Source organism: Burkholderia sp. Bp9031, from assembly GCF_003857965.1.
GTDB classification, from domain to species: Bacteria; Pseudomonadota; Gammaproteobacteria; order Burkholderiales; family Burkholderiaceae; genus Burkholderia; species Burkholderia ambifaria_A.
Genome location: NZ_QTPW01000019.1, coordinates 39,941 through 54,172, shown reverse-complemented (window position 1 = coordinate 54,172; position 14,232 = coordinate 39,941). Strand labels below are relative to the sequence as shown.

11 protein-coding genes are annotated in these 14,232 nt (G+C 68.4%); 5 read left to right on the top strand and 6 right to left on the bottom strand.

Annotated elements, in window-relative coordinates:
• The first annotated feature begins 3 nt into the window (after positions 1 to 3).
• The 3 genes from DIE15_RS37110 to DIE15_RS23020 all read left to right on the top strand — a co-directional run bounded on the left by DIE15_RS37110 (position 4) and on the right by DIE15_RS23020 (position 1,508).
• Complete coding sequence (locus DIE15_RS37110) at positions 4 to 144, top strand: hypothetical protein (RefSeq protein WP_162840555.1); 141 nt, start codon at positions 4 to 6, stop codon at positions 142 to 144.
• A gap of 164 nt (positions 145 to 308) precedes the next feature.
• Positions 309 to 722, top strand: a complete 414-nt coding sequence (locus DIE15_RS23025; RefSeq protein WP_057926023.1) for a DoxX family protein — start codon at positions 309 to 311, stop codon at positions 720 to 722.
• Between the two features lie 126 nt (positions 723 to 848).
• Positions 849 to 1,508 carry a ParA family protein gene (locus DIE15_RS23020; protein WP_057926022.1) on the top strand — a complete coding sequence of 220 codons (660 nt, stop codon included), beginning with the start codon at positions 849 to 851 and terminating at the stop codon, positions 1,506 to 1,508.
• A gap of 190 nt (positions 1,509 to 1,698) precedes the next feature.
• Here the strand turns inward: DIE15_RS23020 and panD are convergent, their stop codons facing one another.
• From panD to DIE15_RS23000, 4 genes are all read right to left on the bottom strand, one after another.
• Positions 1,699 to 2,085 carry an aspartate 1-decarboxylase gene (gene panD, locus DIE15_RS23015; protein ID WP_006754524.1) on the bottom strand — a complete coding sequence of 129 codons (387 nt, stop codon included), beginning with the start codon at positions 2,083 to 2,085 and terminating at the stop codon, positions 1,699 to 1,701.
• A 41-nt stretch (positions 2,086 to 2,126) separates the two neighbouring features.
• The gene (gene panC / locus DIE15_RS23010; protein ID WP_057926209.1) at positions 2,127 to 2,966 is read right to left on the bottom strand and encodes a pantoate--beta-alanine ligase; all 840 of its coding nucleotides are present in this window, start codon (positions 2,964 to 2,966) and stop codon (positions 2,127 to 2,129) included.
• A gap of 258 nt (positions 2,967 to 3,224) precedes the next feature.
• Positions 3,225 to 4,097 carry a ScpA family protein gene (locus DIE15_RS23005; RefSeq protein ID WP_057926021.1) on the bottom strand — a complete coding sequence of 291 codons (873 nt, stop codon included), beginning with the start codon at positions 4,095 to 4,097 and terminating at the stop codon, positions 3,225 to 3,227.
• A 4-nt stretch (positions 4,098 to 4,101) separates the two neighbouring features.
• Positions 4,102 to 4,290, bottom strand: coding sequence for a DUF3460 family protein (locus DIE15_RS23000; RefSeq protein ID WP_044849219.1), 189 nt, complete (start codon positions 4,288 to 4,290; stop codon positions 4,102 to 4,104).
• 268 nt (positions 4,291 to 4,558) lie between these two features.
• On the opposite strand from DIE15_RS23000, the gene DIE15_RS22995 reads away from it, so the two are divergent.
• Entirely contained in the window at positions 4,559 to 6,385 is a 1,827-nt protein-coding gene (locus tag DIE15_RS22995) for an autotransporter assembly complex family protein (protein ID WP_124834431.1), read from the top strand.
• A gap of 28 nt (positions 6,386 to 6,413) precedes the next feature.
• Complete coding sequence (locus DIE15_RS22990; RefSeq protein WP_124834430.1) at positions 6,414 to 10,463, top strand: translocation/assembly module TamB domain-containing protein; 4,050 nt, start codon at positions 6,414 to 6,416, stop codon at positions 10,461 to 10,463.
• Positions 10,464 to 10,769: 306 nt separating this feature from the next.
• On the opposite strand, the gene metG is transcribed toward DIE15_RS22990, so the two are convergent.
• Entirely contained in the window at positions 10,770 to 12,932 is a 2,163-nt protein-coding gene (gene metG / locus DIE15_RS22985; RefSeq protein ID WP_057926018.1) for a methionine--tRNA ligase, read from the bottom strand.
• A gap of 376 nt (positions 12,933 to 13,308) precedes the next feature.
• Positions 13,309 to 13,950 carry an OmpA family protein gene (locus tag DIE15_RS22975; RefSeq protein ID WP_057926017.1) on the bottom strand — a complete coding sequence of 214 codons (642 nt, stop codon included), beginning with the start codon at positions 13,948 to 13,950 and terminating at the stop codon, positions 13,309 to 13,311.
• Positions 13,951 to 14,232: the final 282 nt, after the last annotated feature.

The window sequence follows — 14,232 nt, the reverse complement described above, 5'->3', positions numbered from 1 at the left end:
ACGATGAAGGCTCGATGGTGGTTGAGCGTGCTGCTCGCGGTGCTGCTGGGCGCGTCGGCGGTTGCGCACGCGTGTGATTCGTACGCACCGGGCGGCGGTCCGGCTGGCTCCGGCGACGCCGGGCAGGGCAAGAGCGGCGGCTGACGAGCGTATTGGAAATGGAGCGTCAGGGCATGATCGGTCATGCCCTTTTTTACAGCTCGATTCGTTCCTTGTAGGAATCAGTTAAAGCCTTGCGGCGTGTTTATCGGTCGAATCCATTCGAATAGAGTGCGATCCATTCTCACCCACTCACGAAGGAATTCGCCATGAACCCCAATCGTCTGAACGATCTCGGCGCGACGCTGCTGCGCGTCGCGCTCGGCGTGCTGTACCTCGCGCATGTCGCGCAGAAGGTATTCGTCTTCACGCTGCCCGGCACCGCGCAGTTCTTCGCGTCGATCGGCCTGCCGGGCTGGCTCGCGTATGTGACGGCCTTCGTCGAGCTGGCCGGCGGCCTCGCGCTGCTCGCGGGCTTCCGCGTGCGGATCGCCGCGCTCGTGCTGCTGCCGTTCATGCTCGGCGCGGTGTCCGCGCATCTGCCGAACGGCTGGGGCTTCGCATCGCCGCACGGCGGCTGGGAATACCCGGCGTTCTGGGCCGTCACGCTGGCCGTGCAGGCGCTGCTGGGCGGCGGCGCCTTCGCGCTCGGCGCGCCGCGCGCGGCGACGCGACCCGCATAAACGGGGCAGGCATCGGCGCAACCCGTTCCGGTGACACCCCGTTTGCCGATATCATCGCTCCCTGTATCCGCAATCGAGCGGCGCCTGCCATGCGGCACGCGCCGCGCGGCCTTCTCGGGGGAATTCATGACGGTCATCGTGGTGGCGAATCCGAAGGGCGGCGTGGGGAAGAGCACGCTGTCCACCAATCTTGCCGGCTATTTCGCGGCGCAGGGCGCATGGGTCGCGCTCGCCGATCTGGACCGGCAGCAGTCCGCGCATGCATGGCTCGACCTGCGGCCGGCTGGCCTGCCGGCGATCGAGGCATGGGATCTCGATCCGGACGCGCCGACGAAGCCGCCGCGCGGCCTCGAATATGCGGTGATCGACACGCCGGCCGGGCTGCACGGCAACCGGCTCAACGTCGCGCTGCAGCTCGCGGACAAGGTGATCGTGCCGCTACAGCCGTCGATGTTCGATATTCTCGCGACCCAGCAGTTTCTGGAGCGCCTCGCCGGCGAGAAGGCGGTGCGCAAGGGCAGCGTCGAGGTCGGGATCGTCGGGATGCGGGTCGACGCGCGTACGCGCTCGTCCGACCAACTGCACCGTTTCGTCGAGGGGCTCGGGCTGCCGGTGCTCGGCTACGTGCGCGACACGCAGAACTACGTGCAGATCGCCGCGCACGGCCTGACGCTGTGGGACGTCGCGAAGAACCGTGTCGAGAAGGATCTCGAGCAGTGGCGGCCGATCGTCGAATGGGCCGAGCGCCGTGCGTCGAAAGCGGAGAAGGTCGCGAAGGCGTCCTGATCCGCGTTGGCCGAACCGGGCGAAGCCGGGGCACGGTGAGCAAGGCAGAGTGAATGACAAAGGGCCTGATCCGGCATCGCGCCGGATCAGGCCCTTTGTTTTCATACGGTTGCGCGGCTCCGGCCGCCATGACGCGCGGGGCGCCGCGACAGCTACCCGGCGTGTCGTGACACGCCGATGGCCGGCCGTATTACGTCCAGTTCTGCGTCGGCACGTGATCGCGATGGCCCTTGATCTTGTTGCCTTCGTCGATGAACACGAGCTTCGGCTTCCAGCCGGCCTGCAGCTCGGCTTCGTCGACCATCGCGAACGCCGCGATGATCACGAGGTCGCCGAGTTGCGCGCGACGCGCGGCCGAGCCGTTCAGCGAGATCATCCCGCTGCCGCGCTCGCCCTTGATCGCGTACGTCGAGAAGCGCTCGCCGTTGTTGATGTTCCAGATGTCGATCCGTTCGTTTTCGACGAGGTTCGCTGCTTCGAGCAGGTCTTCGTCGATCGCGCACGAGCCTTCGTAATGCAGCTCGCAGTGCGTGACGGCCGCGCGGTGGATCTTCGATTTGAGCATATGGCGCTGCATGGTATCTCCGTGATGCGTGAGAGGCGAGGGCGGGCGGCCCGTCAGATTTCCAGGTTGTCGATCAGGCGCGTCGCGCCGAGCTTCGCGGCCGCGAGCACGACGAGCGGTTCGCCGGCTTCGAGCTCGGCGGCGCTCGGCGCGATCAGGTTCGCGCGGCGGCGGATCGAGATGTAGTCGGGCGCCCAGCCGCGCTCGGCCAAGTGCATGCATGCGGTCTGCTCGAGCTTGCCGAGGTCGCGTTCGCCGCCGAGCACGCCTTCGCGTACGCGCTGCAGCGTCTTCGCGAGTTCGGGCGCTTCCTTGCGCTCGTCGGGCGTCAGGTAGCGGTTGCGCGACGACAGCGCGAGGCCGTCCTCGTCGCGCACGGTCTCGGCCGCGATGATCTCGACCGGCAGCGCGAGCTGCTGGCACATGCGGCGCACGATCATCAATTGCTGGTAATCCTTCTTGCCGAACACGGCGACGCGCGGCTGCACGCAGGACATCAGCTTCGCGACGACCGTGCACACGCCCGTGAAGAAGCCGGGGCGGAACTCGCCCTCGAGAATCCCGCCGAGGTCGTCGGGCGGCAGCACGCGGTACTCCTGCGGCTCCGGATACATGTCGCGCTCGGTCGGCGCGAACAGCACGTAGACGTTTTCCTTCTGCAGCTTCTCGATATCGTCCTGCAGCGTGCGCGGATACTTGTCGAAATCCTCGTTCGGGCCGAACTGCAGCCGGTTGACGAAGATGCTCGCCACGACCGGATCGCCGTGCTGGCGCGCGAGGCGCATCAGCGACAGGTGACCTTCGTGCAGGTTGCCCATCGTCGGCACGAACGCCGTGCGGTTCTGGCCGCGCAACTGGTCGCGCAGTTCCTGGATCGAGCTGATGACTTTCATGATCGGGTAGCGGGTTCCTCGCGCATGCGCGCGTTGGCGCCGCAACTGCGGCGTCGGGGTCGAAGCGGAGAACGCCGGCGCGCGGGCCGCGCATCGGGCGTCGGCGGATTGTAGAGGATTTGGCCGCCGGGCGCATCGAAAAAAGAACGATCGTTCACTTTTTAATCGGGCGCGTCGCTGGCGAGCCGCGCGGGCGGGGCCGGCGGCGCAATGCGGTGTGTCGAGTGTGCAGGGGCGACGCGGGCGCGGCGGCCCGCCTTACGCGGGCAGGTAGGCGAGGCGCACGTAGATCGGCGCGAACGGTTCGGCCTGGGTGATCTCGACGAGCGATTCGCGCGCGAGCTCGAGCATCGCGATGAAGTTCACGACGACCACCGGCACGCCGCGCGACGTGTCGAACAGGTCGGCGAACTCCATGAAGCGCGCGTTCTGCAGGCGGCGCAGGATCAGGCTCATGTGCTCGCGCACCGACAGCTCCTCGCGGGAGATCTTGTGGTGCTGGACGAGCTTCGCGCGCTTGAGCACGTCGGCCCACGCGGCGCGCAGGTCGTCCGAGTTCACGTCGGGGAAGCGTGGCGTGACGCTCTGCTCGATGTAGACCTCGGCGCGCAGGAAGTCGCGGCCGAGCTGCGGCAGCTGGTCGAGGCGCTGCGCGGCGAGCTTCATCTGCTCGTATTCGAGCAGGCGGCGCACGAGTTCCGCGCGCGGATCCTCGGCTTCCTCGCCGGTGTCGGCCTTCTTGACCGGCAGCAGCATCCGCGACTTGATCTCGATCAGCATCGCGGCCATCAGCAGGTATTCGGCCGCCAGCTCGAGGTTCGACGTGCGGATCTGGTCGACGTAACCGAGATATTGCGCGGTGACCTGCGCCATCGGGATGTCGAGCACGTTGAAGTTCTGCTTGCGGATCAGGTACAGCAGCAGGTCGAGCGGGCCTTCGAACGTCTCGAGGAACACCTCGAGCGCATCGGGCGGGATGTAGAGATCCTGCGGCAGCTTGAAGAGCGGCTCGCCGTACAGGCGTGCGAACGCCGCGACACCGTCTACCGTGTCGGGCGTCGAGTCGGCGCCCGCGGGCGCGGCGATCGCGTCGTCCTGCCGGGCGGCGCTGGCCTCGTCGGCGGCGCTCACGTCGTCAGAAGTTCTGGTAGTAGACGTAGGACGTTTGCTTCACGCGCGATTCCTGCTGCTCGGCGCGCTCGTCGAGGTCGATCGGCTGCTTGTCCCACAGCAGGGAGCGGCCCTTGCGCTGCTCTTCTTCGAGCGTCGGCTTCTGTTGCTTGAGCTGGTTCAGGAATTGCGTGACGTCGGACTGGTACGGCATGGCTTGGCTTTCCGTTTCGGGCGGCGCACGGTGCGCCGGATTCTCGATGGCGGGATTTTACCGCATCGCGGGGAACAGCCGGCGGCAATCGCGCGTCGAATCCGCTGGCCGGGGCACGGCCGGCGCCAGCGCCGGGGGCCGGCAAGCGCTGCGCCGCGGTCACGTCCGCCCGCGGCGCGGTTTGCAAACATTAAGCTTCGACGCCTGCACCCTGTGGTCAAATACAGGGTTTTCCACGAAACCGAGACAACCGAGGACGAGGTCATATTTGGCGGGTCAGGCGAACCAGCAAGCACATCCGGCGCGTGAGGCGAATCCGCGCGCGGCCCGTGATCCCGGCGATCGCGCACGGCGCGGCGCCGGTGCCGCGGCCCGGACTGCCCTCGTGGGCTGTCTCGCCGCGTGCGTCGTGTTGCCGGCCTACGCGAAGTACGACGTCGACATCGACGCGCCGCGCTCGATCCGCAAGCTCCTCAAGACCCATCTCGACATCGCGCGCTTCGCGAAGCGCGACGACATCAGCGACGACCAGTTCGACTTCCTCGTGACCGCCACGCCGCAGCAGGTGCGCGACCTGACCGCGACGGCCGGCTATTTCTCGCCGGTCGTGCGCACCGACGTGCGCACGCGCGACGGCAGGCGCGACGTGCGCGTCGCCGTCGATCCCGGGCCGCAGACCGTCGTGTCGACGGTCGACCTGACGTTCAAGGGGCCGGTCGATACCGAGGATCCGAAGCAGGAGGCCGCGACCCGCTTCGCGTTCTCGCTGAAGCCGGGCGACCCGTTCACGCAGTCCGACTGGGACGGCGCGAAGGGGGCGGCGCTCAGGCAATTGCAGTCGCGCCGCTACCTGGGCGCGAAGATCGCGTCGTCGGAGGCGCGCATCGATCCGCGCACGCAGCGCGCGACGCTGGCCGTCACGTTCGACAGCGGTCCGACGTTTACGATCGGCAAGGTCGACGTCGACGGCGTGCGCCGCTATCCGGAGAAGATCGTCACGAACGTCAATCCGCTGTCGGAAGGCGAGATCTACGACGCACGGCGGATCACCGAGCTGCAGCGGCAACTGCAGAACACGCCGTACTACGCGAGCGTCGCGATCGATGTCGGCGACGATATCGCGAAGCCCGCGCGCACGCCCGTGCACGTGAAGGTCAGCGAGTTCCCGTACAACAGCATTCGCGGCGGCGTCGGCTACGCGACCGATACGGGCCCGCACGTGCAGGGCTCCTACACGTACCTCGACACGTTCGGCGCCGCGTGGCCGCTCACCGTGTCGGGCCGGCTCGACCAGATCCAGCAGTACGGCCAGGTCCAGCTGTCGATGCCGCCCGGCGCGAAAGGGTGGACCAACAGCGTGCTCGCGTCGTACACGAACACCAACGTGTCGGACACGCGCATCTACAGCGCGCGGGTCGGCGTGCAGCGCACGCGCACCGGTCAGTTCATCGACTACGCCTATTCGCTGATGTACTACCAGGACCGGCTCGACCAGAACGGCGCGAGCCCCACCACGAGCCGCGCGCTGGTGCCGCAGTGGGCCTGGACGCGCCGCAACGTCGACGATCCGCTGTTCCCGCGCTCGGGCAACCTGATCCACGCGGAGGCCGGCTTCGCGATCAAGGGCGCGCTGACCGACCAGACCTTCATCCGCGGTTACGCGCGCGGCCAGCAGTACGTGCCGATCGGCAAGCGCGACCTGTTCGTGTTCCGCGCTGAACTGGGCGGGGTGTTCACGAGCGGCAGCTCGGCCGGCGTGCCGGCGTCGCTGCTGTTCCGCGCGGGCGGCTCGAACTCGGTGCGCGGCTACGGTTACCAGAGCATCGGCAACAACGTCGACGGCTCCGTGCTGCCGACCAAGTACCTGATGACGGGCACCGCCGAATACCAGCACTGGTTCAACCGCGACTGGGGGGCCGCGACGTTCTTCGACATCGGCACCGCGACCGATGCGTGGGGCGAGCGCGTGTTCTACCCGGGTGTCGGCATCGGCGCGCGCTGGCGCAGCCCCGTCGGCCCGATCAACGTCGACGTCGCGTACGGGCTGCGCAATCACAGCGTGCGCCCGTACCTGACGCTCGGCATCGCTTTCTGACCTTATTGCCCGCTCCACGACGAACCGCATGACGAAGGACCCGAACGACACGCCGCCGCCTCACGATCCGGACTCGCCCGCGCCCGATGCACCGCCGCGCGCGCCGCGCCGCGCTCGGGCGGGCCGGGTCGTCGCGTGGACGCTCGCGACGGTCGTGCTGCTCGTCGTGCTGGCGGCCGGGCTCGTGCTGGCCGCCGCGGCGACCGAGCCCGGCACGCGGCTCGCGTGGCAGGCGGCCGTGCGCGTGCTGGGCGGTCGGCTCGCGGGCACGCTGGAAGGTGGCGCGCTCGCGACCGGCGTACGGCTGCGCGGCTTCGCGTGGACGAGCCCCGGCGGCACGGGCACCGAAGTGCGGATCGACCGGCTCGACGGCCGCTGGGCGTTGACCCGCGCGCCGTGGCGGCTGTCGATCGCGTATCTGCGCGCGGGCACGATCGACGTGCGGATCGCGCCGGGGCCGTCGACGCCGGCCACGACGCCGCAGGACCTGAGCCTGCCGCTGCAGTTGCGGATCGACGACCTGCGCGTCGATCGCCTGGCGATCCACGAAGGCGGCTCGACGACGCAGCTCGACCACCTTGCACTGAACGGCCGCAGCGACGGCCGTCACCACGAACTTGCGCTCGATGGCGTCGACACGCCATACGGCGCGCTGACCGCGCGGGCGAAGCTCGACGGCGTGAAGCCGTTCGCGCTGACGGGCAACGCGACCTACGTGGGCAAGCTCGCCGACGAACCGGTCAACGCGAGCGCGAACGTATCGGGTTCGCTCGAAGCGCTCGTTGCCGACGTTGCCGCGAGCGGGATGAAGCTGAACGGGCGCGCGCACGTCGAGGCCGCGCCGTTCGGCGCGGTGCCGCTCACGCGCGCGTCGCTCGCGTTCGATCACGTGAATCCGCAGGCGATTGCGCCGGGCGCGCCGGCCGCCGATCTCGCGGTGCGTGCGGAATTGGCGCCGGTGAGCGCGCCGGCCGGCGCCGCACCGGCGAAGGGGTTCGCGGTGACGGGCCTGGTGTCGATCGTCAACGCGAAGCCTGGCACGCTCGGCGAGCACCTGCTGCCGGTCGTCGACGCGCATGCGACGGTGAATCTCGACGCGCACGCGCAGCGGATCGACGGCCTCGCGCTGAAACTGATCCGCGACGGCAGCGTGACCGGCCGCGGCACGCTGACGGGCGGCAAGGGCCGCTTCGACCTGAAGGTCGCGAATCTCGACCTCAATGCATTCGTCGCCGAACTGCGGCCGATGCGCCTCGGCGGCCCGCTCGGCGTGACGCTCGCCAGCGACGTGACGACGGTCGACTTCAACCTGAACGATCCGAAGCTCGCGCTCGGCGCGCGTGCGAAGGTCGCGCTGACGCCGCAGCAGACGGTGCTGACCGACGCGCGCGTGACCGCGGGCAAGGGTCGCATCGACCTGACCGGCGTGTTCCGTCACGACGCACATTCGAGCTACGACGCGAAGGCGACGCTGGCCGCGTTCGATCCGCTGCTGCTCGCCGCGATGAAGGCGCCGGGCGCGGGCGGCGGCAAGCCGGCGGCAAAAACGGCGAAGGCGGCAGCCAAGGCGCAGGCCCCGCGCGGCGAGACGCGCGTGTCGGGCACGCTGACGGCCTCCGGCGCGTTCGCACCGCAGGTGTCGACGAAGGCGACCTTCAAGCTCGGCGACAGCCTGTACGACGGCGTGCCGCTGACCGGCGCCGGCGTCGTGCAACTGGCCGGCACGCGGGTCCTGCCGAGCAACGCAACTCTGTCGATCGCGGGCAACCACGTCGACCTGCGCGGCAGTTTCGGCGCGCCTGGCGACCGGCTGGGCTTCGTCATCGACGCGCCGGAGCTCGATCGGCTCGGTTTCGGCATGCAGGGCCTCGTGCAGGCGCAGGGCGACCTGACCGGCAGCTTCGCGCATCCGAACGTGACGGCCACCTACAAGGCCCAGCACGTCGTGGTCGGCTCGAACCGGATCGGCGCGGCGCAGGGCCGTGCCGACATCCGCGACGGCGCGCATGGCGCGCTCGTGTTCACGGCCGACGCGACCGACATCGCGCTCGGCTCGCTGCAGTTGAAGTCGCTGCGCGCGAACCTCGACGGCACGCGCGCGAAGCACACGCTCGACGCGTCGGCGATCGGGATGGCCGGCGGCCGCGTGATCGACCTGACGCTCGCGGCGAACGGCGGCGTGGTCGAGAGCCGCGACGGGATGCGCTGGGACGGCACCGTCACGCGTCTCGCGAACCGAGGCACGCCGGCGGTGGCGCTGCAGTCGCCGCTCGCCGTGTCGGCCGGCGCTGGCCGCGTGACGCTCGGCGCGACGCGGCTCACGCTCGAAGGCGCGGCGATCGACCTGAAGTCGTTCGTGTTCGATCACGGTCAGATGCGCTCGGCAGGCTCCGTGCGCGACGCATCGGTCGCGCGTTTCCTCGAGGTTCGTCAGGAGCTGACCGGCCAGCGGCCGCCGCTTCGCACCGACGTCGTGCTCGATGCCGACTGGGACTTCTCGCTCGGCGCGAACGCGACCGGCTACGTGCAGATGAAACGGCGCGGCGGCGACGTGACGATCGAGTCCGGGCGCGGCATCGCATCACTCGGGTTGACCGACCTGTCCGCGCGCGCGCGCTTCGCGCCGGGCAACCGGCTCAACGTGGTGGCGCTCGCGAAGGCAAACCGGATCGGCTCGCTCGACGCGAACGTCACCGTGCCGTTCGCGCTGCGCGACGGCGTGTTCGGCGTCGTCGACGACGGCCCGCTGTCGGGCCGCATCGACGCCGACGTCCCGTCGCTGAAGGCGACCGGCAACCTGCTCGGGCCGAGCTACCTGCTCGGCGGGCGCGCAGCGCTGCACCTGACGATCGCGGGCACGCCGGTGAAGCCGAACGTGTCGGGGATGCTGACGGGCGACGATCTGTCCGCGACGCTCGTCGACCAGGGCGTGCAGTTGAAGGACGGCATCGTGCGCGTGAAGCTCGCGGAGAACCTCGTCGAATTCCAGCAGGTCGAGTTCCACGGCGGCGACGGCACGCTGCGCGCGCTCGGCCGCGTGCGTCTCGATGGCGAGGCGCCGGACCTGACCGCGAGCATCGTCGCGGACAAGCTCGAGCTGTTCGCGGCGCCGGACCGCAAGCTGTCGCTGTCGGGCAAGGCGACTGTCGCGAACGACGGGCCGCGCGGCGCGCTGTCGATCGACGGCAAGTTCGTCGTCGACCGCGCGTTGTTCGACCTGCCGGAGGAATCGGCGCCGCACCTGTCCGACGACGTCGTGATCGTGCGGCCGGACGGCACGGTGCGCGGCGAGACGCCGACCGGCACTGCAGCCACGAAGCCGCAGAAGGTCGACGAGAAGCCGGCGCCGTCGCTCGCGCCGCGCGCGAACATCGACATCGGCCTCGGCAACAACTTCCGCTTCAGGGGCCACGGCGCGGATCTCGGGCTGCGCGGCACGATCACCGTGATGAGTGCGCCGGGCGTGCCGCTGCGCGCGGTCGGCAACGTGCGCGTGACGGAAGGGTCGACGTATACGTCGTTCGGCCGCAAGCTCGCGGTCGAGAACGGTTTCTTCACGTTCAACGGCCCGGTGTCGAATCCGGGCGTGAACATCCTCGCGATGCGGCGCAACCAGGAGGTCGAGGCCGGCGTGCAGGTCACCGGCACGATCCAGTCGCCGACGGTCAAGCTCGTGTCCGAGCCGAACGTCACCGACAACGAGAAGCTGTCGTGGCTGCTGTTCGGCCACGGCACCGACCAGGGCAACAACGTCGGCCAGCAAAACGCGATGACGGCCGCGCTCGCGCTGCTCGGCAGCGCGACCGGCAAGCGCGTCGCGCAGAGCATTGGTCTCGACGAATTCTCGATCGGCCGCAGCGACGTCGGCCTGACCGACCCGCAGGTCATCCAGGTCTCGAAGGCGATCAACGAGCGCTTCGTGTTGGGCTTCGAGCAGGGGCTGCAGTCGGCGAGCAACGCGTTCAAGGCGACGATCAACCTGACGCGCTTCTGGTCGGTGTCCGCGTACGGCGGCACGTTCCAGGGCGTCGACTTGAACTACACGCGGCGCTTCGATCGCTGGTTCAGCCAGCGGTGATGAAGAAGGGGCGCTGTCCGGCCTCGCTCAGACCGTCGCACCCGGTCTCGGGTTGGCGCGCACGCATGTGTCGAAGCCTTCTCGCGTCGCGGCGTCGCGGTGGACGGCGTGAATGTGAGCGGCGGCGCGAAGTGGATCGTTCGACCTGCGACGGCATGGACATGCCGGCGGCGGCTGTCGCAGGCGGCTGGCTCGCGCAACGCGAGCCATGCGAAGCGCCGGGCGGTGCTGCGCGCGCCGCGTCATGAAAAAAAGCCCCGCACGTATCGTGCGAGGCTTTCGTGCTCGAGCGCAGGCGGGTGACGCTTACTTCACGCGCATGCCGGGCTTCGCGCCGCTGTGCGGCTCGAGGATGTAGAGGCCCGGCTCGGCCTTCTCGTCGGAAGCCGACGCGGCGAGCACCATCCCTTCGGACAGCCCGAACTTCATCTTGCGCGGCGCGAGGTTCGCGACCATCACCGTCAGCTTGCCGACGAGCTGCTCGGGCTGGTAAGCCGACTTGATGCCCGAGAACACGTTGCGGGTCTTTTCCTCGCCGATGTCGAGCGTGAGCTGCAGCAGCTTGTCCGAGCCTTCGACGGCCTGGCACGCGACGATCTTCGCGATGCGCAGGTCGACCTTCGCGAAATCGTCGATCGAGATCGGACTGTCGTCAGCACCATTCGCGGCCGCGACCTTCGCGTTCGCCTTGGCGTTCTTCGCATCCTTCGCGGCGTTGGCGGCGGTCGCCCCGGCGGCCGCGGCGCCGGCGGCCTCGGCCTGCAGCGAATCGCGGTTCGCCGCGAGCAGCGCGTCGACCTGTTTCTGATCGACACGCGTCATCAGGTGCTGGTACGCCTTGATCGGTTGCGCCGACGACAGCGGCTTCGCGGCATCGGTCCACGCGAGCGGTGCGATCCCGAAGAAGGTCTCGACGGCTTCGGCCACGCGCGGCATCACCGGCTTCAGTGCGAGCGACAGCAGGCGGAACGCCTCGAGGCTCACGCTGCAGGTTTCGTGCAGCGCGACCGCGTTGGCCGGATCCTTCGCGAGTTCCCACGGCTTCGCGCCGTCGACGTATGCGTTCACTTCGTCCGCGAGTTCCATCGTCTGGCGCAGCGCGCGGCTGTATTCGCGCGCTTCGTAGTGCGCGGCGATCGCGGGAATCGCATCGCGCAGCTTCGCGACGAGCGGATGGTTCATCGCGCTGTCCTGCACGCGGCCGTCGAAACGCTTGATCAGGAAGCCGGCCGCGCGGCTCGCGATGTTCACGTACTTGCCGACGAGGTCGCTGTTCACGCGCGCCTGGAAGTCGTCGAGGTTCAGGTCGATGTCTTCCATCGTCGCGTTCAGTTTCGCGGCGAAGTAGTAGCGCAGCCATTCGGGGTTCAGGCCCGTGTCGATGTAGCTCTGCGCGGTGATGAACGTGCCGCGCGACTTCGACATCTTCGCGCCGTCGACCGTCAGGAAGCCGTGCGCGAACACGTTGGTCGGCGTGCGATGGCCCGAGAACTCGAGCATTGCCGGCCAGAACAGCGTGTGGAAGTACAGGATGTCCTTGCCGATGAAGTGGTACTGCTCGGCGGTCGAGCCCGAGCGGATCCACGCATCGAAGTCGATGCCCTTGCGGTCGCACAGGTTCTTGAAGCTCGCGTAGTAACCGACCGGTGCGTCGAGCCACACGTAGAAGTACTTGCCGGGCGCGCCGGGGATCTCGAAGCCGAAGTACGGCGCGTCGCGCGAGATGTCCCAGTCGGCGAGCTTGGCTTCACCGGCGTCGCCGAGCCATTCGCGCATCTTGTTGGTGGCTTCGGGCTGCGCGAGGCCGCTGACCCATTCGCGCAGGAACGACTCGCAGCGCGGGTCGGACAGGCGGAAGAAGTAGTGCTTGGACGTCTTGCGCACCGGCGTCGCACCCGACACCACCGAGTACGGGTTCAGCAGTTCGGTCGGCAAGTAGGTCGAGCCGCACACTTCGCAGTTGTCGCCGTACTGGTCCTTCGCGTGGCACTTCGGGCACTCGCCCTTGATGAAGCGGTCCGGCAGGAACATTTCCTTGACGGGGTCGTACGCCTGCTCGATCTCGCGCTCGGCGATCAGGCCGTTTTCCTTCAGCGCGAGGTAGATCTTCTCGCTCAGCACGCGGTTCTCGTCCGAGTCGGTCGAGTAGAAGTTGTCGAACGACACGCCGAAGCTGTCGAAGTCGCGCTTGTGCTCGATCCATACGCGGTCGATCAGCTGCTTCGGCGTGAGGCCTTCCTTCTCCGCGCGCAGCATGACCGGTGTGCCGTGCGTGTCGTCGGCGCCGATGTAGTAGACCTCGTGGCCGTGCATTCGCAGCGTCCGCACCCAGATGTCGGTCTGGATGTACTCGACCAGGTGGCCGATGTGGATCTGGCCGTTGGCATAGGGCAGTGCGGACGTAACGAGGATCTGGCGGCTACCTTGCGGCGCCGCAGCCTGCACGGAAGTGAGGTCGGATGCGGACATAGGGTCTGTAGAAGAACGGCGGAAACGACGGAAACTGCGATTCTAGCAGGGGCGCGCGCAGGTCAGTCGGGGCGGGTATTCCGGATCGGGCGCCGGAAGGGGCGGGGTCGCCCGGGCGGCGTGCCCGGCGGTGTGATGTTGCGGTGCGGCAGACGAATGGCGGGCAAAAAAAACCGGGGCGGATACGGCCCCGGAGCAACAACGACAAGAGGAGAATGGTGACGCGCCGGCAGCGCCAGCCGCGTACCGTAATGAGAGACCGCGGGCCGCGACAGAAGTTCGAAATTTTTTTCGATTTGTTACGGGTCCCGCTGGAAGCCCTGTACGGCGGGGCTGTGCGCGTGGCGCACGGCCCCGTTTCCTCTCGTGGCGATGCTTACTGCTGTGCTGCGCGCAGGTAGATCTCGACGCGGCGGTTTTGCGCACGGCCGGCTTCGGTCGCGTTGTCCGCGATCGGGTTCGACGGGCCCATGCCCTGTGCCGACAGGCGGCCGCCGGCGACGCCGCGCTGCGCGAGCGCGTTCACGACGCTCTGCGCACGGTTCTGCGACAGCGTCTGGTTCAGCTGTGCCGAGCCGGTGCTGTCCGTGTAGCCGACGATCGAGGCCGTCACTTGCGGGTTCTGGTTCAGCGTCGTCGCCAGGTCGTTCAGCAGCGGCGTGAAGGCCGGCGTGATCGCGTACTGGTTCGTCGCGAACGTCACCGAGCTCGGCACGTTCAGCTTCAGCGAGCCGTCCGGCTGCTCGGTCACTTGCGTACCCGTCTTCGCTGCCGACGGTGCGAGCTTGTTCTTGATCGCTTGCCAGTTGTAGCCCGTCACGCCGCCGACCAGTGCGCCGACGCCCGCGCCGATCGCCGCGCCCTTGCCGCCACCGGCCAGTGCGCCGATGCCCGCGCCCAGCGCTGCACCCGTGCCGGTACCGACGGCCGTGTTGTTGCCTTGCTGCGTGGCGCAGCCTGCCAGCAATGCGCCGGCCAATGCGAAGACGGACAGGCGGGTCGCGATTTTCATGTTCATCTTGGATTCCTCTCTTGGTTGAACGAGTCGACAACGACGACAAACAACAATTACGGCTCCCTCCACGGGCGCCCGAAAAAGGAGGGCAGGCCCGTGCTCGCGGCAGCCGCCGAGACGGCCGCATGCCCTGTTTGCCAGCGTGGCTGTTCCGGACAGGGTGACGCGTCAGCCTCTACAATATAGGCGGTTGACGGCCGATTTGGCCCCATAGCATACCGCACGCGAAGAGTGCGCCGCCGCGCGCGTTCGCGCAATGGCGTGCAACAGATTCTTTCACTTTTC

Excerpts from the sequence above, each read along its gene's own strand:
- DIE15_RS37110 (WP_162840555.1), top strand. The coding sequence starts at position 4 with ATGAAGGCTCGATGGTGGTTGAGCGTGCTGCTCGCGGTGCTGCTGGGC.
- DIE15_RS23025 (WP_057926023.1), top strand. The coding sequence starts at position 309 with ATGAACCCCAATCGTCTGAACGATCTCGGCGCGACGCTGCTGCGCGTC.
- DIE15_RS23020 (WP_057926022.1), top strand. The coding sequence starts at position 849 with ATGACGGTCATCGTGGTGGCGAATCCGAAGGGCGGCGTGGGGAAGAGC.
- panD (WP_006754524.1), bottom strand. The coding sequence starts at position 2,085 with ATGCAGCGCCATATGCTCAAATCGAAGATCCACCGCGCGGCCGTCACG.
- panC (WP_057926209.1), bottom strand. The coding sequence starts at position 2,966 with ATGAAAGTCATCAGCTCGATCCAGGAACTGCGCGACCAGTTGCGCGGC.
- DIE15_RS23000 (WP_044849219.1), bottom strand. The coding sequence starts at position 4,290 with ATGCCGTACCAGTCCGACGTCACGCAATTCCTGAACCAGCTCAAGCAA.
- DIE15_RS22990 (WP_124834430.1), top strand. The coding sequence starts at position 6,414 with ATGACGAAGGACCCGAACGACACGCCGCCGCCTCACGATCCGGACTCG.
- metG (WP_057926018.1), bottom strand. The coding sequence starts at position 12,932 with ATGTCCGCATCCGACCTCACTTCCGTGCAGGCTGCGGCGCCGCAAGGT.
- DIE15_RS22975 (WP_057926017.1), bottom strand. The coding sequence starts at position 13,950 with ATGAACATGAAAATCGCGACCCGCCTGTCCGTCTTCGCATTGGCCGGC.